Source organism: Mesorhizobium sp. P2_F5 (genome assembly GCF_056403715.1).
The window spans coordinates 68,836-88,734 of the sequence record NZ_JBFUEY010000018.1 but is presented as its reverse complement, the minus strand read 5'-3'; the positions used below and the strand labels follow the sequence as shown (position 1 = coordinate 88,734).

General features: G+C 63.4%; 23 protein-coding genes. 7 read left to right on the top strand and 16 right to left on the bottom strand.

Annotated features, from left to right (window positions below; all coding sequences use genetic code 11):
* Nucleotides 1–43 precede the first annotated feature (43 nt).
* The 4 genes from AC1DYO_RS22565 to AC1DYO_RS22550 all read right to left on the bottom strand — a co-directional run bounded on the left by AC1DYO_RS22565 (nt 44) and on the right by AC1DYO_RS22550 (nt 3,498).
* Nucleotides 44–742, bottom strand: coding sequence for a DnaJ domain-containing protein (locus AC1DYO_RS22565; RefSeq protein WP_477266698.1), 699 nt, complete (start codon nt 740–742; stop codon nt 44–46).
* Complete coding sequence (locus AC1DYO_RS22560) at nt 742–1,473, bottom strand: VWA domain-containing protein (protein ID WP_477266697.1); 732 nt, start codon at nt 1,471–1,473, stop codon at nt 742–744. Before AC1DYO_RS22560 ends, AC1DYO_RS22565 begins: the two co-directional genes overlap by 1 nt.
* Nucleotides 1,474–1,578: 105 nt before the next feature.
* The gene (locus AC1DYO_RS22555) at nt 1,579–2,016 is read right to left on the bottom strand and encodes a DUF1489 family protein (protein ID WP_477266696.1); all 438 of its coding nucleotides are present in this window, start codon (nt 2,014–2,016) and stop codon (nt 1,579–1,581) included.
* A gap of 78 nt (nt 2,017–2,094) precedes the next feature.
* Nucleotides 2,095–3,498 (bottom strand): L-serine ammonia-lyase, encoded by a 1,404-nt coding sequence (locus tag AC1DYO_RS22550; RefSeq protein ID WP_477266695.1) that lies wholly within the window; start codon nt 3,496–3,498, stop codon nt 2,095–2,097.
* A gap of 206 nt (nt 3,499–3,704) precedes the next feature.
* Here AC1DYO_RS22550 and AC1DYO_RS22545 point away from each other — a divergent pair, with 206 nt between their 5' ends.
* The gene (locus AC1DYO_RS22545; RefSeq protein ID WP_477266694.1) at nt 3,705–4,400 is read left to right on the top strand and encodes a cysteine hydrolase family protein; all 696 of its coding nucleotides are present in this window, start codon (nt 3,705–3,707) and stop codon (nt 4,398–4,400) included.
* Between the two features lie 43 nt (nt 4,401–4,443).
* Nucleotides 4,444–5,187, top strand: coding sequence for a DUF599 domain-containing protein (locus AC1DYO_RS22540; protein ID WP_477266693.1), 744 nt, complete (start codon nt 4,444–4,446; stop codon nt 5,185–5,187).
* Here AC1DYO_RS22540 and AC1DYO_RS22535 read toward each other — a convergent pair.
* The 8 genes from AC1DYO_RS22535 to AC1DYO_RS22500 form a co-directional block, all read right to left on the bottom strand.
* Complete coding sequence (locus AC1DYO_RS22535; RefSeq protein WP_477266692.1) at nt 5,136–5,933, bottom strand: YdcF family protein; 798 nt, start codon at nt 5,931–5,933, stop codon at nt 5,136–5,138. The genes AC1DYO_RS22540 and AC1DYO_RS22535 overlap by 52 nt on opposite strands.
* A gap of 7 nt (nt 5,934–5,940) precedes the next feature.
* On the bottom strand, nt 5,941–6,471 hold the full coding sequence (locus tag AC1DYO_RS22530) for a hypothetical protein (RefSeq protein WP_477266691.1): 531 nt from the start codon (nt 6,469–6,471) through the stop codon (nt 5,941–5,943).
* 1 nt (nt 6,472) lies between these two features.
* Nucleotides 6,473–8,038, bottom strand: a complete 1,566-nt coding sequence (locus AC1DYO_RS22525) for an amidase (RefSeq protein ID WP_477266690.1) — start codon at nt 8,036–8,038, stop codon at nt 6,473–6,475.
* Entirely contained in the window at nt 8,038–8,493 is a 456-nt protein-coding gene (locus AC1DYO_RS22520; protein WP_477266689.1) for a GNAT family N-acetyltransferase, read from the bottom strand. Before AC1DYO_RS22520 ends, AC1DYO_RS22525 begins: the two co-directional genes overlap by 1 nt.
* 7 nt (nt 8,494–8,500) lie before the next feature.
* Nucleotides 8,501–8,788 (bottom strand): Asp-tRNA(Asn)/Glu-tRNA(Gln) amidotransferase subunit GatC, encoded by a 288-nt coding sequence (gatC, locus tag AC1DYO_RS22515; protein ID WP_112561613.1) that lies wholly within the window; start codon nt 8,786–8,788, stop codon nt 8,501–8,503.
* Between the two features lie 70 nt (nt 8,789–8,858).
* Complete coding sequence (locus tag AC1DYO_RS22510) at nt 8,859–9,674, bottom strand: radical SAM protein (protein WP_477266688.1); 816 nt, start codon at nt 9,672–9,674, stop codon at nt 8,859–8,861.
* Between the two features lie 120 nt (nt 9,675–9,794).
* Nucleotides 9,795–10,181: a hypothetical protein gene (locus AC1DYO_RS22505; protein WP_477266737.1), complete on the bottom strand. Its 387-nt coding sequence runs from the start codon at nt 10,179–10,181 to the stop codon at nt 9,795–9,797.
* A gap of 75 nt (nt 10,182–10,256) precedes the next feature.
* Nucleotides 10,257–10,964: a metal-dependent hydrolase gene (locus AC1DYO_RS22500; RefSeq protein WP_477266687.1), complete on the bottom strand. Its 708-nt coding sequence runs from the start codon at nt 10,962–10,964 to the stop codon at nt 10,257–10,259.
* Between the two features lie 150 nt (nt 10,965–11,114).
* Between AC1DYO_RS22500 and ruvX the strand changes: the two genes are divergently transcribed.
* Complete coding sequence (ruvX, locus tag AC1DYO_RS22495; RefSeq protein ID WP_477266686.1) at nt 11,115–11,621, top strand: Holliday junction resolvase RuvX; 507 nt, start codon at nt 11,115–11,117, stop codon at nt 11,619–11,621.
* Here ruvX and AC1DYO_RS22490 read toward each other — a convergent pair.
* The 3 genes from AC1DYO_RS22490 to AC1DYO_RS22480 all read right to left on the bottom strand — a co-directional run bounded on the left by AC1DYO_RS22490 (nt 11,539) and on the right by AC1DYO_RS22480 (nt 14,260).
* Nucleotides 11,539–11,880 carry a DUF6105 family protein gene (locus AC1DYO_RS22490; RefSeq protein ID WP_477266685.1) on the bottom strand — a complete coding sequence of 114 codons (342 nt, stop codon included), beginning with the start codon at nt 11,878–11,880 and terminating at the stop codon, nt 11,539–11,541. The two genes, ruvX and AC1DYO_RS22490, sit on opposite strands and share 83 nt — an antisense overlap.
* On the bottom strand, nt 11,880–12,503 hold the full coding sequence (locus tag AC1DYO_RS22485; protein WP_477266736.1) for a hypothetical protein: 624 nt from the start codon (nt 12,501–12,503) through the stop codon (nt 11,880–11,882). The genes AC1DYO_RS22490 and AC1DYO_RS22485 overlap by 1 nt, the downstream gene beginning before the upstream one ends.
* Before the next feature lie 128 nt (nt 12,504–12,631).
* Nucleotides 12,632–14,260, bottom strand: a complete 1,629-nt coding sequence (locus tag AC1DYO_RS22480) for a DNA alkylation response protein (protein WP_181057087.1) — start codon at nt 14,258–14,260, stop codon at nt 12,632–12,634.
* 179 nt (nt 14,261–14,439) lie between these two features.
* Between AC1DYO_RS22480 and AC1DYO_RS22475 the strand changes: the two genes are divergently transcribed.
* The 4 genes from AC1DYO_RS22475 to dprA are packed head-to-tail and all read left to right on the top strand — an operon-like array spanning nt 14,440 to nt 18,477.
* The gene (locus tag AC1DYO_RS22475) at nt 14,440–15,402 is read left to right on the top strand and encodes an aspartate carbamoyltransferase catalytic subunit (protein WP_477266684.1); all 963 of its coding nucleotides are present in this window, start codon (nt 14,440–14,442) and stop codon (nt 15,400–15,402) included.
* Nucleotides 15,399–16,685, top strand: coding sequence for a dihydroorotase (locus AC1DYO_RS22470; RefSeq protein ID WP_477266683.1), 1,287 nt, complete (start codon nt 15,399–15,401; stop codon nt 16,683–16,685). The genes AC1DYO_RS22475 and AC1DYO_RS22470 overlap by 4 nt, the downstream gene beginning before the upstream one ends.
* Nucleotides 16,686–16,741: 56 nt before the next feature.
* Nucleotides 16,742–17,347, top strand: a complete 606-nt coding sequence (gene plsY / locus AC1DYO_RS22465) for a glycerol-3-phosphate 1-O-acyltransferase PlsY (RefSeq protein WP_477266682.1) — start codon at nt 16,742–16,744, stop codon at nt 17,345–17,347.
* Nucleotides 17,344–18,477, top strand: a complete 1,134-nt coding sequence (dprA, locus tag AC1DYO_RS22460; RefSeq protein WP_477266681.1) for a DNA-processing protein DprA — start codon at nt 17,344–17,346, stop codon at nt 18,475–18,477. The genes plsY and dprA overlap by 4 nt, the downstream gene beginning before the upstream one ends.
* Nucleotides 18,478–18,497: 20 nt before the next feature.
* Here dprA and AC1DYO_RS22455 read toward each other — a convergent pair whose 3' ends face one another.
* Nucleotides 18,498–19,640: a hypothetical protein gene (locus AC1DYO_RS22455; RefSeq protein WP_477266680.1), complete on the bottom strand. Its 1,143-nt coding sequence runs from the start codon at nt 19,638–19,640 to the stop codon at nt 18,498–18,500.
* Nucleotides 19,641–19,899: the final 259 nt, after the last annotated feature.

The following is a 19,899-nucleotide window of genomic DNA, read 5'->3' as shown; positions in this document are numbered from 1 at the left end:
CGGCTTCGAAACCATCTCCCGGAAATTTACTGCGTCGAAGGAGTTAGTTGTGATTGGAGAGCAAGACGTCCTTGGCTTCGTTGATCCGCGCCGCCAGGAAAGACGTGCCGCCGATGTCGGGGTGCAAGCGCTGCATCAGGCGGCGGTGCGCCTTGCGGACATCCGCCGCGGCGGCCCCCGCTTCAAGACCAAGGACCTTGTAGGCCTCCTCCTTAGTCATGGCGCCCGCACCTGGCGCAACACCCAGCCCTTCGCCACCGTTCGCCTCAGCGTCTTTGCGCCAGACGGGAAAACGGCCGTCAAGATACGTCTCTAGGAGCTGACGGCTCTCCGGGTCGCCGGGCAGCTCGCGGTAAAGCTGCTGCAGTTCGGCCAGGCCCATAGCGCCCAACATCTTGCCTTCATGGCGGCCGGCCAGAACCAGGCCTTCAAGCCCGCCCGTATCGTGATCAAGCTCCATCTCCAGTGCGGCGGTGCGCACCGTCGAGCGCTTGCCGGGCGCCAGCCCGACCGTTGGTCGCTTCATCCGCACCGAACCATACCAGGCAAGGGCCGCGGCCAGGATGAGGCCGGCAATGCCTTCGCGCCCGACCACCAGCACGGCAAGACCGACCAACGCCAGAAGCACCGGCCCGAGCGTGCGCATGCCGCTTGCCAGTTTTTGCGGATCGGCGCGGACGAAAATCGTCGCCGCGCCAAGCAGCACCAGAAGCAGTGCAACAAGTGCAATGATTGCGCCCATCAATTCCCGCCGCCCCTGAGATGCTCGATCAACAGCCGGTCTCCCGGCCTGTCCCTTGCCTCGAGCGCCTTCAAGCCGCCGGTCGCATAGACGGCGACGGCTGAAAGCAGGCCGGCCAGGGTCGCGGCAGCCCGCCGGTCAAATCGGAACCAAGCCCCTTTGGACAGCCGCGCGATCTCCTTGAACGCTTTTTCTGCGCCGGAATCATGACCTTCCTGGAAGACGAAGACGGGAACGCCGTGCAGGCCGAGGCTGCCAGCCTTCTCAGCCAGTTCGTCGATGTCCTCTTCCATGGCGTCGCCGATATAGACCAGGGCATTGACCTTGGCTGTCGCCGTTTCCTTCAACGCATGCGCCAGCACCTTGCCGATCTGGGTGTGGCCGGCGCGGCAATCGATCCGCGTCATCAATTGCTTCAGGGTGTTGGTATCGGCAACGAAGGCCGATGACCGGCACTCGCCCAATCCGCGAAAATAGGCCAGTTGGACACTGAGGGTGCCGGCCTTGCCGACGGCGTCGAACATTTCGCCCTGCAGCTTGGTGGCGAGATCCCAGGTTGGCTGCCGGCTCATCGTCGCGTCGAGCGCAAGGATCAGCCGCCCGGAGCCGGTCGCGGACGCGGCAAGCGTCCGTGCCTGACGGATAAAGGCGTCGATCTCGCCGGCATTGGATTGAGGCTTGACCGGCGCAGGACTGGCCTTTGCGGGCACTGGCTGCTTCTTGTCGCTCATAAGAAGCAAGATGTGGCGTTGTAGCCCCCCTTGCAAGTCCAGCCTTGGACAAGATGAAGGGCCAGAGACCGGGACAGCGGTGTGAGGCGGATGCCGGCGCTGGCGCTAGAGCAGACCGAGATCGGCGAGCTCACGCTTCAGTTTCGGCGGCATCTCGACCATTCCGGCTTTACCCTTGCCGATATCGGCCGGCGCATCCGATGGTTTCAGGTAACGCCAGCCCTGGAACGCACGGCGCGGTTGCCAGTCGGTGCGCACGACTTCGAGGCCGAGCATCAGGCGGCAACGGCCGATGCCTTCATCGTCGGTGAAGGGGCGGATCTCGGTGATCAGCTGGCGGCACTGGACGCTGCCCTTGATCACCCAATAGAGCGAGCCGCCATCGGTGACTTCGGCGCCGCGGGTCGGCACCATGCGGGTGGTGTGACAGTGTTCGGCCGGTTCGCCGGCGCGGCGTCGCTCGTCGAGGCGAAAGGCGATCCACTCTTCGAGATCCTCGACGCTGTCGCAACCGACGCACAGTTTTAGGAGATTGAGTGCCATGGCTTAAGGTTTAGTCCGGCGCGCGGTTGCGTCAACGGCCCTGCCCGACTTCTCCACAGTGCCAGCGGGGTTGAGCGTTCAACATTCCACGACATTGACGGCGAGGCCGCCCAGGCTGGTTTCCTTGTACTTCTCGTTCATGTCGAGGCCGGTCTGGCGCATGGTTTCGATGGCCGCGTCGAGTGGCACGAAGTGGACACCATCGCCCTTGATGGCCAGCGACGCGGCGGTCACCGCCTTGACGGCGCCGAGCGCATTGCGCTCGATGCAGGGCACCTGAACCAGGCCACCGACGGGATCGCAAGTCATGCCGAGATGGTGTTCGAGCGCGATCTCGGCGGCGTTTTCGACCTGCTCGGGCGTACCGCCCATGACGGCACAGAGGCCTGCCGCGGCCATTGCCGAGGCAGAACCGACCTCGCCCTGACAGCCGACTTCAGCGCCGGAGATCGAAGCGTTGGTCTTGATGATGCCGCCGACGGCTGCGGCAGTCAGCAGGAAGTCGCGGATGCTCGGCTGGTCGGCCTCGGGGTGGAAATGCAGCCAGTAGCGCAGCACCGCCGGCAACGTGCCCGCCGCGCCGTTGGTCGGCGCGGTCACGACGCGGCCGCCGGCGGCATTTTCTTCGTTCACCGCCATGGCATAGATCGACAGCCAGTCATTGGCGAGCAAGGGGTTTGGCTTGTTCTGCTGCCACTGTTCCTGCAGCTTGTCGTGCAGCATGCGGGCACGGCGTCGTACTTTCAGCCCGCCAGGCATAATGCCGTCCTGCGACAGACCGCGGTCGATGCAGCCCTTCATGGCGCCCCAGATGGCATCGAGGCCGCTGTCGAGCTCCTCGCGCGACATATGCGACTCCTCATTGACGCGCTTCATGTCGGCAATCGACAGACCGCTTTTGCCGGCCATCTTCAGCATCTCGACAGCGTTCTTGAAGGGATAAGGCACTTTCTTGCCTTCGGTGGTCACCGAACCCTTCACCTTCATCCGCTGCAGCTCTTCCTCGGAGACAACGAAGCCGCCGCCGATCGAATAATAGATGCGCTTGAGCAGCAGCCGGTCGCCGGCATCGTAGGCGTAGAACGCCATGCCGTTGGCGTGGCCGGTGAGCGGCGTTTTTCTGTCCAGCACAAGATCCGTCGCTGGATCGAAGCGATAGTCGGGATGGCCGGGCGGCGAAATCCGCTTCTCGGCGGTGATGCGCGTGGCGATGACGTCGGCCTGATCGGGATCGACCGTTTGCGGCGTCAGGCCGGCAAGGCCGAGGACAACGGCGCGGTCCGAGCCATGGCCGATGCCGGTATAGGCGAGCGAGCCGTGCAGGCTGGCGCCAATCCGATCGACCTTGACGCCGGTCGGGCGTGGCCAGTCATCTCCGGCGATCTCGTCGAGAAACCGCCGCGCCGCCGTCATCGGTCCCATCGTGTGCGAACTCGACGGTCCGATGCCGATCTTGAACAGGTCGAAAACCGAAAGGAACACGCTGCGCCGTCTCCGGGAATGAGGTCAAGACCTACATATAGGACTTTCCATGATGTTTGTGCTGTTTTGACAAATGCGGCGCTGCACCCGCCGACCTTGTTTGCTCCGGCAGCGACATTGATTGCTAGACTATGGAGGCGCGGCTATCCTGCCTATCGTTGGCCCGCCGCGTTTGGCCTCGCTTCTCATCTGCAAGGGAGGAAGCCGTGCTTACCTTGAATGCCAGGCCGCAGTCGGTGCGCATAGAGCGTGCCCAGACAGCCGTCGTTGTGGTGGACATGCAGAACGCCTTTGCCTCAAAGGGCGGCATGTTCGACCTCGCTGGCTTCGACATATCCGGCGCCGCGTTCGCCATCGACGCCAACAGGCGTCTACTCAAGGCGGCACGCGAGGCCGGCGTCGGGGTCATTTACCTGCAGATGTCGTACAAGGCCGATCTCAGCGATGCGGGAGACGCCTCTTCCCCGAACCATCACAAGGAACTGGGGATGGTCATGATGCGCGAGCGTCCAGAACTTGCCGGCAGACTGTTGATCGACAACAGCTGGGACTGGCAGATCGTCGACGCGCTGAAGCCCGAGCCGGGCGACCAAATCATCCGCAAATCGCGCTATAGCGGCTTTAGCAACACCAACCTGGAAGCGCATCTGCGCGCCCGCAAGATCCGAAATCTGCTGTTCACCGGGGTCGCCACCAACGTCTGCATCGATGCCACCGCGCGCGACGCCTACATGCTGGAATTCTGGCCGATCCTGATCGAGGACGCGATGAACCATTCTGGCCCCGATTTCAACCGCCAGTCGACGCTGTGGAATTTCGAACACGCCTTCGGATGGATCACCAGGACTGATAGAGTCATCGAAGCGTTGCACATGGAAGCCGCCGCGCCTATGCCGGCCTGAGCCAACCGTCGAAAGGGGCGCTTAGCCTGTGATAAAAGGGGGCATGGGCGATTCCTTCCATCTATCGACGGCCGATCTCGGGGCGCTGGCCTTCTTCCTCCTCGCATGGGTGCTGCATACGCTGGCGTCCGACGGCCGACTGGTCAGCCGTGTGTCGCTGACGATGGCCATGAATGTGCAGCGCGAGGCCTGGATGCGCACCATGGCCGAGCGCGAGATCCGCATCGTCGACACCGCCATCATGAGCGGCCTGCAGCAAGGCACCGCTTTCTTCGCCTCGAGTTCGCTGATTGCGCTCGGCGGCTGCTTTGCGCTGCTCGGCGCTTCCGACCAGGTGCTTGCCGTGCTGAATGACCTGCCGTTGAATGCGACTTCGACGCGCTCGGCCTTTCAGATCAAGGTCTTCGGCCTAGTGCTGATCCTGGCCTTCGCCTTCTTCAAGTTCGGCTGGGCCTACCGGCTCTTCAACTATTGCACGATCCTGATCGGCGCGGTGCCAATCCCGCATGGCGAGGCCTCGCGCAATCCGGTCAGCGAAACGGCAGTGTGGCGCGCGGCGCGCATGAACATGCTGGCCGGCAAGCATTTCAACTCAGGCCTGCGCGCCGTGTTCTTTTCCATCGGCTATCTCGGCTGGTTCGTCGACCCGATCGTGTTCGTACTGTCGACGCTGCTGCTGCTGGCGGTGCTGGTGCGGCGCCAGTTCTTCTCGGCGGCGCGGCAAGCGGTGATCGGTCAGCCGCCTGGTCCGGGGAAAAGCTGGTCGATCCGGCCCGACAGCCAATAGGCGGCAAGCCCGATCCATTCGCGGATCGCCATGGTCGTTGTCTGCAGCGAATCGGGTGCGTTGTCGCGGAACAGGCCAAAGCCTTCCTTACCCGAGGTGCGGTAGTCGACAGGCCACGCAACCGTCGCAAAACCGGCCTTGTCGAACAGCGCCTTGGCCCGCGGCATGTGGAAGGCGGAGGTCACCAGCAGCCAGGTCTCACCCGGCTTCGGCGTCACCAATTCCCTAGTGAAGACGGCATTCTCATAGGTGTTGCGGGATTTGTTCTCCAGCATCAGACGACCGGCGCTCACGCCGAGCGCGTCGAGCAGGCGTGGCGCGGTGGCCGCATCGCCCTCACCCTCGATGAACAGTTCGCCGGTGCCGCCCGAGATAACCACCTTTGCTTCGGGAAAGCGCCGGGCTAGGATCGCGGTCTCGACCATGCGGTCGCCGCCGGAATTCAACTCGTAGCCGCCGCGCACCAGATTGATGGCGCCTTCGAACCCGCCACCGAGCACGACGATGCCATCGACCTTTTGCGGCAACGGTGGGCGTGGGAAGCGCTCTTCCAGCGGATTGAGCATCATGGCGCCAAGCGACGTCCAGGCCGAAAGTGCGAGAATCAGGAAGGCGAACACGCTGCCTGTCGCCGCCAATCGCCTGCGGCCGATCAGCGCCGCGAGCAAGCCGGCCAGCAGCAGGAAGATCGCCAAATTGAGCGGCTGGACGAAGAACCAGAATATCTTGGAGAGATAGAAGAACATTGGCTTCCTATCGCCAGCTCGAATTGTGACGGCCGATGAAGTGTTCGACCGCCCCTGCCACAGCCTCCGCTTCGGAACGGCTCAACTCCCGGCCGAAAACAAGGACGCCATTCGCGTTGGTCAAGCTCATGACTTCCGACAGTCCCACTTCGTCCGTCGGATAGGTATGGTCGAGGATTTCGACCCAAAGGTGCCCTTTCAAAGGCAGTGACGAACGATTTCGCAAAGAACCCCTCACCGAGCGCACGGCTGCGACGTTGGTCAGCCGCAGGGTTTCCTGGCCGAACACCAGCCAGATGAAATCCTTGCCGAGGAAATAGGTGAAGAGGGCAATGACCACCAAGAACGACAGCAGGCCGAGAGTGCCGCTGGTGAGCGTTGCGGACGACGTATCGGTCAATCCCATGTAGCCGGTGTAGGCAACGATCGCTGCCCCGATCAGCACAAAGACTGTCCTGAAATCCGAGGTGCGTGGTGGGTTCGTGATCAGCAGTTGGTCTTCCGTCTCGACGATGGAAATGCGAGACGGAGGCGGCATGCTACCACCATTTCTCCGGCTGGAAGGTTCCTGCCGCCTGCTCGATGACGTCGGCGGTCTGGAACAGGGTTTCCTCGTCGAACGGACGGCCGATCAGCTGCAGGCCGAGCGGCAGGCCCTTGGCGTCGAGGCCGGCGGGCACGGCAATGCCCGGCAGGCCGGCCATGTTCACGGTCACCGTGAAGATATCATTGAGATACATCTTCACCGGGTCGGCTGCCATGTCCTCGTCGGCGATGCCGAAGGCGGCGGACGGCGTCGCCGGCGTCAGGATGACGTCGACGCCGGCTGCAAAGACGGTCTCGAAGTCGCGCTTGATCAGATTGCGCACCTTCTGTGCCTGCAGATAGTAGGCGTCATAGTAGCCGGCAGACAGCACATAGGTGCCGATCATGATGCGGCGCTTGACCTCGCGGCCGAAACCGGCGGCGCGGGTCTTTTCATACATGTCGACAATGTCCTTGCCCGGCACGCGCAGGCCGTAGCGGACGCCGTCATAGCGCGCGAGATTGGACGACGCCTCGGCAGGCGCGACGATGTAATAAGCCGGCAAAGCATATTTGGTGTGCGGCAGGGAAATGTCGACGATCTCGGCGCCGGCATCCTTCAGCCAGGCAATGCCCTTCTGCCACAGCGCCTCGATCTCCTCCGGCATGCCGTCGACGCGGTATTCCCTGGGAATGCCGACCTTCATGCCCTTGATCGGCTTGCCGATCGCCGCCTCATAGTCCGGCACCGGCCGGTCAACCGAGGTGGTGTCCTTGGCATCGACCGAGGCCATCGATTTCAGCATGATCGCAGCGTCGCGCACGTCGCGGGCGATCGGACCGGCCTGATCAAGCGACGAGGCGAAGGCGACGATGCCCCAGCGCGAGCAGCGGCCATAGGTCGGCTTGATGCCGACCGTGCCGGTGAAGGCAGCGGGCTGGCGGATCGAGCCGCCGGTGTCGGTGGCGGTGGCACCGGCGCACAGGAAGGCCGAGACAGCGGACGCCGAGCCACCCGACGAGCCGCCGGGAACCAGCTGTGCGTTGTCAAGAGTCCGTGCGGTCTTGGTGCCGCCAGCCGAAACAAAGCCGCCATCGCCCTGATGCGTGGTCGGCATCACTACCGTGTCGAGGCGCGAGCGCCGCCACGGATTGACGACCGGGCCGTAGTAGGAGGTTTCGTTGGACGAGCCCATGGCGAACTCGTCCATGTTGAGCTTGCCCAGCATGACGGCACCGTCGGCCCACAGATTGGCGGTGACGGTCGATTCGTAGCGCGGCTTGAAGCCGTCCAGCACATGGCTGCAGGCCTGCGTGTGGACACCTTCGGTGCCGAACAGGTCCTTGATGCCGAGCGGAATGCCTTCCAGCGCACCGCCCTCGCCTTTCGCCAGCTTGGCATCCGAGGCCTTGGCCATATCGCGCGCTTTGTCGCCGGTGACGACGATATAGGCGTTCAGCGACGGATTGGCGCGCTCGATTGCCGAGAGATAGGCCTCGGTGATCTCGGCGGCGGAGATCTCCTTGCCGCGCAGCTTGGCGCGGGCCCGCGAAATCGTCAGATGGGTCAGTTCGCTCATCAAAGGCTCTTTTCGTAAAACACCGACCACTCGGAATCGGGATAATCCAGCACCGGGCCGCAACGCGAGAAGCCGGCGCGTTCATAGACGGTCCAGGCGGCGGGATGGCGATCGCCGGTTTCCAGCACCAGCCGCTTCAATCCTTCTTGACGCGCCAGCGTCTCGACCTGCTCGACGATCTTGGCGCCGATCTTTTTTCCGCGATGCGAGGGCCGTGTGTACATGCGCTTGACCTCGCCGACGGTGGCATCATGGCGCTTCAGCGCGCCGCAGCCGATGGCAAGGCCTTCGTCGCGGGCGATGAAGACGGTGGTATCCTCACCGGCCATCTGCTCGACCGTCAGATGATAGCAATGTTCCGACGGCGTTAGTTCGAGCAGCGTGGCGTTGAGCTCCTCGACCAGGGTGCGCACGTCGTCCTGCAGCGGCGTTTCGATGGCGATCTCGATTGCCATCGGCCGCCTACTCCACGACCTTCGGCACGAGGAAGAAATTCTCTTCAGTGGCCGGCGCGTTGGCGACGATATCGGCGGCCTTGTTGCCGTCTGTGACGATATCTTCTCGCTTCTTCATCTCCATCGGCGTCACCGAGGTCATCGGCTCGACGCCGGAGACATCGACCTCGTTCAGTTGCTCGACAAAGCCCAGAATGGCGTTCAGCTCGCCGGTCATGCGTTCGGCGTCTTCCTCGCTCACCGCAATGCGGGCGAGACGCGCGACGCGCTTCACTGTCTGCAGATCAACGGACATGTCTTTAGCCTTTGGGAAAACCAGATGGCGCTATAGCGGCGCGGCGCGTGCCGCGCAACATCGATCGTTCTCAGGACTGCACGGCGGTGCCGCCCCGTACCTTCGGCCGACGCAACGGGAGCGGCAATTCGAACAGGCGTTCCTTGGCCGGACACATGCCGCACGCGGCTTCGTCCTCGAGGGCGGCGAAAGCGTCGAGTTCGGCGCGCGAGCAATCCGGGTCGAGCGGCTGATAGGCGAGATAGCGATCCCATTTGTCGGCAAGGCGGTATTTTGCCTTCTGCATCGGCAGATAGGCGAGTGGAGCGCATTTCCAGACGCGCCCATCGAGGAGTTGCTTGCAGTGGCGGGCCGGACAGGCCTCCCAGCTGGCACGCGGGTCGCCGTCCTCGAATGGCAGCATGGTGTCGCCAAAACCTTCGTAACGCCGGGTCCAGTTCTTGTGCGCCGGACGCACCCTGGCGACGAAGCCGTGCTCCTGCCGCCATTGTTCCAGCAAGGCGAAGACAGGTTTCAGCCGGTCGCGATACTCTTCGGAATCGTGATGAACCGAGATGACGAGGCGGGCGTCCGGGTCCGCCGCAAGGACGGTTGGCAGCGTCGGGTGGCGATGCAGGAAGAAGCCGTTCGAGACGATCTCGATCTGGGTATGCGGCCAATGCCGCCGCACCAGACCGACGAATTGCGGCAATTGCGGATGGATGGTGGGTTCGCCGCCAAGCAGGGAAAACCGGGTGACCGAGACGCGCCGGCTCCACAATCCCATCCAGCGGTCGGCATCCTCAAGCGACACCGTGCCGGAATGGGCATGGTTGGAATAGTGCGAACAGCTTTCGCAGGCCAGGTTGCAGCCATGCGCGACATGCAGTTCAAGCTTCCGGAACACCGGCTGCTCTGCCCGCAAAAGCGATCCCATCCGTTTCAGCATCCCCATGGCTTCACGCTAGCATGCGGATGTGTGCGGTGCATCATGCCGCCGGCGACAATTTCAGCCTCTTATATTGCTCTAAGGCAGGGACACGCCGTCGCAGAGGTAATAGCTGCCGCCATTGCCGGCCTGCTCGCCTTCATCGGCGGTCGGGCGCACCGAGACGATGTCGATTTGCGTCGCGTTCATCTGCGTGATCGACAGCACGTCGGGAAAGAGAAAGCCCGGCTCCTGGCAGATGGCGGTGACCGCCCAACTCGGCGAGCGCGTCGCCTTGGTGACCTGGACGAACTCGCAATTGTACTCGACGCTTTGCAGGCCGTCCGCCGACAAGATGACGTTGCCGGCGTCGATCAGGGTCTGCAACGTGTCCTTTTTGGCTTGCACGCAGAGCTCCTGGGTTTGGAGATAGACGCCCTTGATGAAGTCCTCGGCGGCCGATGCGGGTGACGCCGCAACCAGCATCGACACGCAAAGAGTCCTTCTCAAGCCCATGGTTTCATTCCCTTTTGCGACAAGGGATCGTCCAAAACGATCGCTCTATAGTGTGATCGTTTGACCGATTGCTGGCAAGGCCACGTCGACGTCAGATCCTTCGAGGCCGGCGACGAACTTTTCCGCCGTCGGGTCGATGATCGGGAAAGTGCCGAAGTGACAGGGAACGACAGTGTCGAAGTGGAAGAAGCGCCGGCAGGCAAGGGCCGCCACCGCCCCGCCCATGGTGAAGCGGTCGCCGACCGGCACGATGCCGATCTTCGGCTCATGCAATTCATTGATCAGCGCCATGTCGGAAAAGATGTCGGTGTCGCCCATATGGTAGAGCGTCTTGTCCTCCGGGAAATGCAGGACCAGCCCGCCGGGATTGCCGAGATAGACGTTCTGACCGCCATCGAGGCCGAACGACGAGGAATGCAGCGCCTGGACGAAAGTGGTGGTGAAGGCGCCGCAATCGACGGTGCCGCCGAGATTGCCGGGATTGATCTTGTTGCCGTCGACACCCTTGCCGACCAGGTACATGCATATCTCGAAATTGGCGACCAGCTGGGCGCCGCTCTTCTTCAGCACTTCGACCGCGCCGCTGACATGGTCATTGTGGCCGTGGGTCAAAAGCACATGGGTGACGCCTTCGGCCGGCCCTTCCCAACCGCCCGTCCATGACGGATTGCCGATGAGATAGGGGTCGATCAGGATGGTCGCGCCTGATGTCTCGATGCGAAAGGCCGAATGTCCGTACCAGGTCAATTTCATCAATCGTGTTCCTCGATTTTGGTTGCGCCGGAACATAGAACGCCGGCTGCAAAATTAAAGTGACATAGTATGGTCGCGGTTCAAAAGAACGTGTCACGCTCACCGCAATGGTAAGACTGGGTCACGATAAAACCGGTTTGGGGAAAGCCCTTGGGCATCATAGCAATCGAGGATCTGCCGGCACGCCTGGAAGGCGGCAGGACGCTGGCCGGGCTCGACCTCGGCGACAAGACGATCGGCGTCGCTGTTTCCGACCGCGGCCTGTCCTTCGCCCATCCGCGCCCGGTGATCCTGCGTAAGAAGTTTTCGCTGGATGCGGCAGCGCTGCTTGCCCAATTGCAGAAGGACAATATCGGCGCGTTTGTGCTCGGCCTGCCCATCAATATGGACGGGTCCGAAGGTCCCCGCGCCCAGAAATCCCGCGCCTTCGTGCGCAACATGGCTGGGATGACCGACCTGCCCTTCGTGCTATGGGACGAACGGCTGTCGACAGTCGCGGCCGAGCGGACGCTGATCGAGATGGATTTCTCGCGCCGAAAGCGCGCCGGCAAGATCGATTCGGCGGCGGCGGCCTTTATTCTGCAGGGAGTTCTGGACCGGCTCCAGTCGCTTGGCTCATCCGATCGGACGGAACCGGATTTCCCACCTTTCGCCTGATCCAGGCCATGATGTTGCGCCGGCGGCGGAACGCCCACAACGCCATCAGCAGGAAGCCGTCAAAGACGCAGGCCCTTGCCACCATACCCGGAATGATCGCCGGATCGATGCCCAGCATCTGGCCGTAGAGCTGGAACACGACATCGTGCAGTTGCCGGCTGAGCATGACGTAGCCGAAATTGATGTCGTTGAGCGACAGGAAGAACCAGCCCCAGAACAACGTGAGAGGCGCGGCCCACAATGCGAACAGCGTACGCATCAGTGACCGTCCCTGCGGCTGGAGCCGCCTCTGTTGCCACCATCTCTGTGGCCACCATCTCTGGGACCGCCATCTCTGGGACCAATGTCGGGCCGGCCGGAAATACGCGACAGCAAGGATCCGTGCGCGGCGCCTTGTGCCATCGCATGCGCCGTGGCGCGGCTCTCGGCCTCCCGCGAAACCGCGCCGGCGAAAACCGATCTCCGCTCGGCAAGCATGGCGACGTAGGAGGCCAGAAGTGCCGCCAGTTGCACGGCCACAACCATGAACAGGCCGTTGATGCCTTGCGCGGCGCCGCCGATCAGGATGAGCGACAGGACGGCGGACGCGGAAATAAAGGCGGTCCGCGCCACACTGTCGGCTCCGTCCGGGCTCGCTGCGGCGTTAACCAAACTCTCGACGAAGACCCAGCAAAACAGCACCGCGACGACCAGCAACGCAATGGCCAGCGGCGCCACGACGGCAGCGTTGTCGAGATCGACCGGAAGGGCGTTTTCCACGACGACGCCAAGTACCCCCAGAGCGCCTGCAACACCGCGGTTTCCATCCATACAGATGAACGCCAGCAGGGCGAAAACCACCGCCCAGTGCAAGGCCAGAAAAGAGGTCAAAATAGCACGCATGGCATTCCTGCTTTGGTGACAAAGACAGTGGGCTTTGCGGCCCGCCGCTGCAACGGAAACCATTTGTTAAGGTTAACGTCCATCCACAGGCGGCAGTAAATTCGTGGCGAAAAGCTGTGCAGCCGGCTTCAGTTGACCGGCGGATAGAGGGTGTCGATGATCATGCGCGCATCGTGGCGCGAATCGAGCATGCCGTAGGTGTTGCGCCACTGGCCGGCGAGCCGCGTCTCGACGAAGGCATCGGCGATCCGCCCTGCCCCCAGCCGGCGCAATTCCGCCGCCGCCGCCGACAGCGCCAGCTGTTCGGTGAGCAGACGGGCTGACCCCTCATCGGTGCCGGCAACCTGCATAGCTGCCTTGAGCACGCCGATAGTGCCGCGTCCGCCGGCGCCGAGATCGCGGTCGATGCCGGCCAGCACCTCCTCGAACAGGCCGGGCGCGCGGCCAAGCACGCGCAGCACATCGAGCGCCATGACATTGCCCGATCCTTCCCAGATCGCGTTGACCGGGGCTTCGCGGTAGTAGCGGGCGAGCGGCGCTTCCTCGACATAGCCATTGCCGCCAAGGCACTCCATCGCCTCATAGAGCAGCGGCGGCGCAATCTTGCAGACCCAGTACTTGACCACCGGGGTCATGGCACGGGCAAAGGCCGCCTCACCGCGGTCGCTGGCCGCCTCGTCGAAGGAGCGTGCAAGCCGGAACGAGAGTGCCGTGGCGGCGGCGACATCGAGCGCCATGTCGGCCAGCACGCGCTGCATCAATGGCTGTTCGATCAGCGTCGAGCCGAACACCTGGCGGTGGCGGGTATGATGGACGGCCTCGGCAAGGCCGGCGCGCATGATCGCCGACGAGGCGACGGCACAGTCGAGCCGGGTCAATGTGACCATGTCCATGATCGTCTTCACCCCGGCGCCGGGCTCGCCGACCATCTCGCCGATGGCATTGACGAACTCGACCTCCGAGGAGGCGTTGGAGCGATTGCCGAGCTTGTCCTTCAGCCGCTGGAAGCGGAAACCGTTGCCGGAGCCGTCGCCGAGAATGCGCGGCACAAGAAAGCAGGAAAGTCCTTCCGGCGCCTGTCCGAGCACGAGAAAAGCGTCCGACATCGGCGCCGACATGAACCATTTGTGGCCGGTCAGGCGATAAAAGCCGCTGCCGGCACGCTCGGCCCGCGTGGTGTTGGCGCGCACGTCGGTGCCGCCCTGCTTTTCGGTCATTCCCATGCCGAGCGTCAGCCCGGTCTTTTCGACCGGCGGCTTCTGGCTCTGGTCGTATTTGCGCGTCGTCACGCGCGGCGCCCATTCGCGAAACAGTTTTGGACTGGCCATCAGGGCGGCCAGCGAAGCGCTGGTCATGGTGATAGGGCACAGATGCCCCGTCTCGAGTTCGGCAGTCAGATAGAAACGCGCAGCGCGCACCTGATGGCGGCGGCCGATCTCGTTGTCGCCATTTTCCCAGATCGAGGAATGCAGCCCGCCGGCGATCGAGCGGCGCATCAGCGCGTGATAGGCCGGGTGGAATTCGACCTGGTCGATGCGCCGGCCCTGGCGGTCATGTGTCCTGAGCTTCGGCGTCTCGACATTGGCGAGGCGCGCCAGCTCCTGCGCCTCCTGCGTCAGGACGAACCGGCCAAGCCCGTCGAGATCCTTGCGCACCGGATCGGAAAAGCGCTCGGCGAGCTGGATCAGCAACGGATCGCCCCGCCAGGCGTTGCCGCCCGTCAGCGGCGGCGGCTGGTTGGTCACGTCGTCGGTCACGCCCAATCCTTCTGAAGGTAGAATGGCCTTGTCATCACACAAGGCCTCGAATCCGAAGCCACCAGCTAGATATAGCCCAAGGTCGGCGGCGCGCGCGACGAAAATACCGGGGAGAAAGGCCGCAATCCCAAGCTGGCGCTTGCGGCAAGGAATTCTCCCCCCTATAGCAGCGCCTTGAGATGACCGACGCTTCGTCCCTGCCGCTTTATCCTCATCGCCATCTTCTGGGCATCCGCGATCTTTCCCCCGGGGATATCGAGCTTTTGCTCGACCGGGCCGATCGCGCCGTCGCCATTTCGCGGCAGTCCGAGAAAAAGACCTCGACGCTGCGTGGCCGCACCCAGATCAACCTCTTTTACGAAGCCTCGACCCGTACGCAATCATCATTCGAACTCGCCGGTAAACGGCTTGGCGCCGACGTCATGAACATGTCGGTGGCGAGCTCTTCGGTGAAGAAGGGCGAAACGCTGATCGATACGGCGATGACGCTGAACGCCATGCGTCCCGACATATTGATCATCCGCCACCAGTCGGCGGGCGCTGCTGCCCTTCTGGCGCAGAAGGTCGGCTGCTCGGTGGTGAACGCCGGCGACGGCGCGCATGAGCACCCGACGCAGGCGCTGCTTGACGCGCTGACCATCCGCCGTGCCAAGGGACCGCTGTCGAAGCTGATCGTGGCGATCTGCGGCGACATCCTGCATTCGCGCGTCGCCCGCTCGAACATCATGCTTCTGAACGCGCTTGGCGCGCAGGTGCGCGTCGTGGCGCCGTCGACGCTGTTGCCGTCCGGCATCGAGAAAATGGGTGTCATTGTCTCGCGCTCGATGGCCGAAGGGCTAAAGGGGGCCGACGTGGTGATGATGCTGCGCCTGCAGCGCGAGCGCATGGAAGGCGCCTTCGTGCCTTCGGTGCGCGAATATTTCCGCTATTTCGGCCTCGACGCGGAAAAGCTGAAGGCGGCCAAGGAAGGCGCGCTGGTCATGCATCCCGGGCCGATGAACCGCGGCGTCGAAATCGCCTCCGAAATCGCCGATGGCCCGCAAAGCGTCATCCAGGAACAGGTCGAGATGGGTGTGGCCGTGCGCATGGCGGTGATGGAAGCGCTGCTCGATCCGCGCCGCAACGAGGGCCGTGGCGCATGAGCACGACGGTCTTTGAGCGCGCCCGCATCGTCGACCCGTCACGCGGCATCGACGAAGTCGGCACCGTCATCGTCGAGGGCAAGAAGATCGTTGCGGCTGGCAAGGCTGCCCTGAACCAAGGGGCGCCGGCCGGAGCCACAGTCGTCGACTGCGCCGGCAAGGCGATCATCCCCGGCCTGATCGACGCGCGCGTCTTCATCGGCGAGCCCGGGGGCGAACATCGCGAGACGATCGCATCGGCAAGCGTGGCGGCGGCGGCCGGCGGTGTCACCTCCGTTGTCATGATGCCCGACACCGATCCGGTGATCGACAATGTCGCGCTGGTCGAATTCGTGCTGCGCACCGCGCGGGACACGGCAATCGTCAATATCTTTCCGGCCGCAGCAATCACCAAAGGCCTGGCCGGCCGCGAGATGACCGAGTTCGGCCTGCTGCGCGAAGCCGGCGCGGTCGCCTTCACCGACGGCCGCCACACAATATCCAGCGCGCTGGTGATGCGCCGCGCCCTGACCTATGCCCGCGATTTCGGCGGCGTCATCGCGCATGAGACGCAGGATGGCGATCTGGCCTCTGCAGGCGTGATGAATGAGGGCCTCTATGCCAGCTGGCTCGGCCTTGCCGGCATTCCGCGCGAGGCCGAGTCCATCCCACTGGAGCGCGACCTGGCGCTGGCGCGGCTGACGCACGGCGCCTACCATGCGGCCAAGATCTCGACAGAAATGGCCGCGCAAGCGGTGACGCGGGCGAAAGCCGACCAGGCCAATGTCACCGCAGGCGTTGCGATCCACAATCTGTCGCTCAACGAGAACGATGTCGGGGAATACCGCACCTTCTTCCGGCTGACGCCGCCCTTGCGCGCCGAAGAGGACCGGCTGGCCATGATCGCGGCAGTCAAGGACGGCACGATCGACATCATCGTCTCCTCGCACGACCCGCAGGATGTCGACACCAAGCGCCTGCCCTTCGCCGATGCCGCTGCCGGCGCGATCGGCCTGGAGACTCTGCTGGGCGCCGCACTGCGGCTCTACCACAATGGCGATGTGCCACTGCTCAAACTGGTCGAGACGCTGTCGACCGCGCCAGCGAAATTGTTCGGCCTGCCGGGCGGCAGTCTGAAGCCCGGCGCGCCGGCCGATCTCGCGGTCATCGACCTCGAAGAACCCTGGATCGTCAGTGAAAGCGGCATCCGATCGCGGTCGAAAAACACCTGTTTCGAAGGCGCGCGGCTGCAAGGCATGGTCTTGCAAACGCTGGTGGCGGGCCGCACAGTGTTTTCAGCCTAGATCGATCGCGGCACGTCGCGCGTCGATCTGCTGCCAGGGAAATGCGGGGGGAAACAATGAGTTACAACGTCATCCTGGCATTGCTGTTCGGCTATCTCCTCGGTTCGATTCCCTTCGGTCTGCTGATCACCCGCGCCGCCGGTCTCGGCGATGTGCGCAAGATCGGCTCCGGCAATATCGGCGCCACCAATGTGCTGCGCACCGGCAATAAGGGCCTGGCTGCCGCGACGCTGGTGCTCGACGCGCTGAAGGGTACGGCGGCGGTGATGATCGCGCGCCATTTTGGACACGACTTCGGATTGTGGGCCGGCCTTGGACTCTGGGCAGGCCTTGGCGCCTTCCTTGGTCATCTGTTTCCGGTCTGGCTTGGTTTCAAGGGCGGCAAGGGCGTGGCGACCTATCTCGGCGTGCTGATTGCACTCGGTTGGCATGTGGCGCTGATCTTCATCGTCGTCTGGCTGGCGATGGCCTTCCTGTTTCGCTACTCCTCGCTGGCTGCGCTTACGGCGGCGGTCATCGTGCCGATTGCGCTTTATTTCTGGAGCACGCCTGAGACCGCAGGCCTGTTTGTGGTGATGAGCCTGATCGTCATCTTCAAGCACCGGGAAAATATCTCAAGACTTCTCGCCGGCAGCGAGGGCAAGATCGGAGCCAAGGGTTGAGCAAGCCTGCCGCCGGGCCGCGCCTTAGCGACCGGCAGCGGCTGAGCTGGCTGCGCCTGATCCGCACGCAAAATGTCGGCCCAGCCTCGTTTCGCGAACTGATCAACCGCTTCGGCTCGGCCGAGGCGGCGCTTGAGATGCTGCCCGAGTTGATGATTTCGGGTGGCGCCAAAAGGATCGTGCGCATTCCTTCAGTCGAGGAGGCGGAAGCGGAACTGGAAGCGGCCGGGGCGAACGGCGCCCGCTTCGTCGGCATCGGCGAGGCCGACTATCCGCCGATGCTGAAAAACATGGACAACCCGCCGCCGCTGATCGCGATGAAGGGCGAGGCCGCCGTCTTTCGTCTGCCAGCGGTCGCCATTGTCGGCGCCCGCAACGCGTCGCTCGCCGGGATCAAGATGGCGCGCATGCTGGCGACTGACCTCGGTCGCGACGGCTACGCCATCATCTCCGGCCTGGCGCGCGGCATCGATACGGCCGCACATCAGGGCAGCCTTGCGACCGGCACGATTGGGGTGCTGGCCGGCGGGCTCGATGTCCCCTACCCGCCTGAAAATGCCGGTCTCACCAATGACATCGCCGAACGCGGCGGCGCCGTCATTTCGGAAATGCCGTTCGGCTGGCAGCCGCGGGCGCAGGATTTTCCGCGCCGCAACCGGCTTGTCGCCGGTGCGGCCCTCGGACTGGTGGTGATCGAGGCGGCGCAACGCTCCGGCTCGCTGATCAGCGCGCGCCTGGCCGGCGAAATGGGCCGGCTGGTCTTTGCCGTGCCGGGGTCGCCGCTCGATCCGCGTTGCGCCGGCTCAAACGGCCTGCTCAAGGACGGTGCCATGCTTGTCACCGAAGCGGCTGATGTTTCCGGAGCGATCGCACCTCTGGCCGGCAAGCGGACGCCAAGGGCTGCGCCCTCGCCACCGGAAAAGCTGCCCGATCTATCGGCAACGCCGCCGCCCGGCGAGGACGAGCGTGCCGGCGTGCTCGAAGCGCTCGGACCAACGCCCGTGGCGGTGGACGAGATCATCCGCCACACCGGCCTCAATGCCGCGCAGGTGTTCATGGTGCTTTTGGAACTCGACCTCGCCGGCCGCATCGAGCGCCATGCCGGCGGCAATGTTTCGCTGGTTTCGTGAAAGCCCCTGAATTCTGTGGCCTACCGGAACAGATACTTCGACACTTCGGGGTTGCCGCGGCGCCACATCACATTGTCTAGGAAGTAGTGATGCACGTTGATGAAGATCAGCACGATGAAGAAGAACAGCGATGAACCGAGGACTTGCCGGTCGTACGGGATCAAGGCCGTCAGCGCCGATGGGATCAGCCAGAAGCCGAGATAGCCAAGAGCGGTGCCGCCGACGATAAAGCCGAGGAGCCGAAACCTGTAGAGGGGGCCGAGAAAGGACAGGACCTTCGGCTGCGGATCGCCTTCGGCATCGGAGCTGTCGCGCTCGACATTGGTCTGGTAGCGCCAGACCACGGCGAGATACTGCAGCGAGTGAAGCGCGGGCACGATCAGCAGCCAGAGCGGGTTTACTCTGGCAATCAGGATCCAGAGATAAAGCGACGCGATATAGGCCACCAGGCCGTTGTAGGGCAGACCGCCGCCGTTCTTTCGCCAGCGATTGACCAGCATCAAAAGCGTGGCAGCCGTCGACGCGATGGCTGTAAAAAGGGCAATGTCGGTTATCCAGGAAGGGGCTGCAAATGTGTAATAATCGAGGCCGTAATATTTGCCCTGGGTGACCGCCGTATTCGTCTGCAGCCATGCCAGGATCCAGACGGCATAGGAGTTGACCAGCAGCACCTTCTTGTCGCGATCATCGAAGAATTTGCGCTTGAGCACCGCATCCACCATCAGCATGCCGTAGCCCTGCTTGACGTAGTGCCAGCCGACGAAAAAGAACATGGCGTTGGTTGCATAGCCGAGCAGGCGCGTGTTCGCCGCCGCCGCGCCATAGGCAAAGAACCCGGCCATGACCAGGGGCACGACAATGCCCGCGAAGATGTAGCGGAGCTGCAGGCTCCGGTCGTAGCCGTCGCCGGACACCTTGCGCCCGAAATTGCGATAGAAAAGTTGGTATGAGTGGGCGAAGTGGGGATAGTTCACGAGATAGGCCACGAAAACCATCGTTGCGGCCACCGGACCCTCATATTCAAGCGGGACCAGAAACAGCACCGGCAGAATGAGAAACGCGCTGCCGCCCAGCATCAGGAAATCGGCGACCGGGCCGTACAGGTATTTTTGAGGTGTTGCCGCCTTAGGGACTACGGCATCCGCCGAAAGCTGAAGTGTCATGGTTGAACCCTCCCCTGGGAAGGTTCGAGTTTAGCCAGCGACGGGTTTGGCGACAAGGTTGGAAGCTGCGCTCTGGGCCGACGCAGGCACAGCGCGATGGGGTTCCGACCCATGACCTACTGATTGCAAGCACTACGACTTCAACACCGCGAGCGGCAAGGCGATCACTCGCCAGCCCTGGGCCTGAAGGCAAGGCTCAAGCGGCTCGCAGCAGACGAGAAGGACGCTGCCGACACATTCAGGCGGGTTGAAGGTGTCC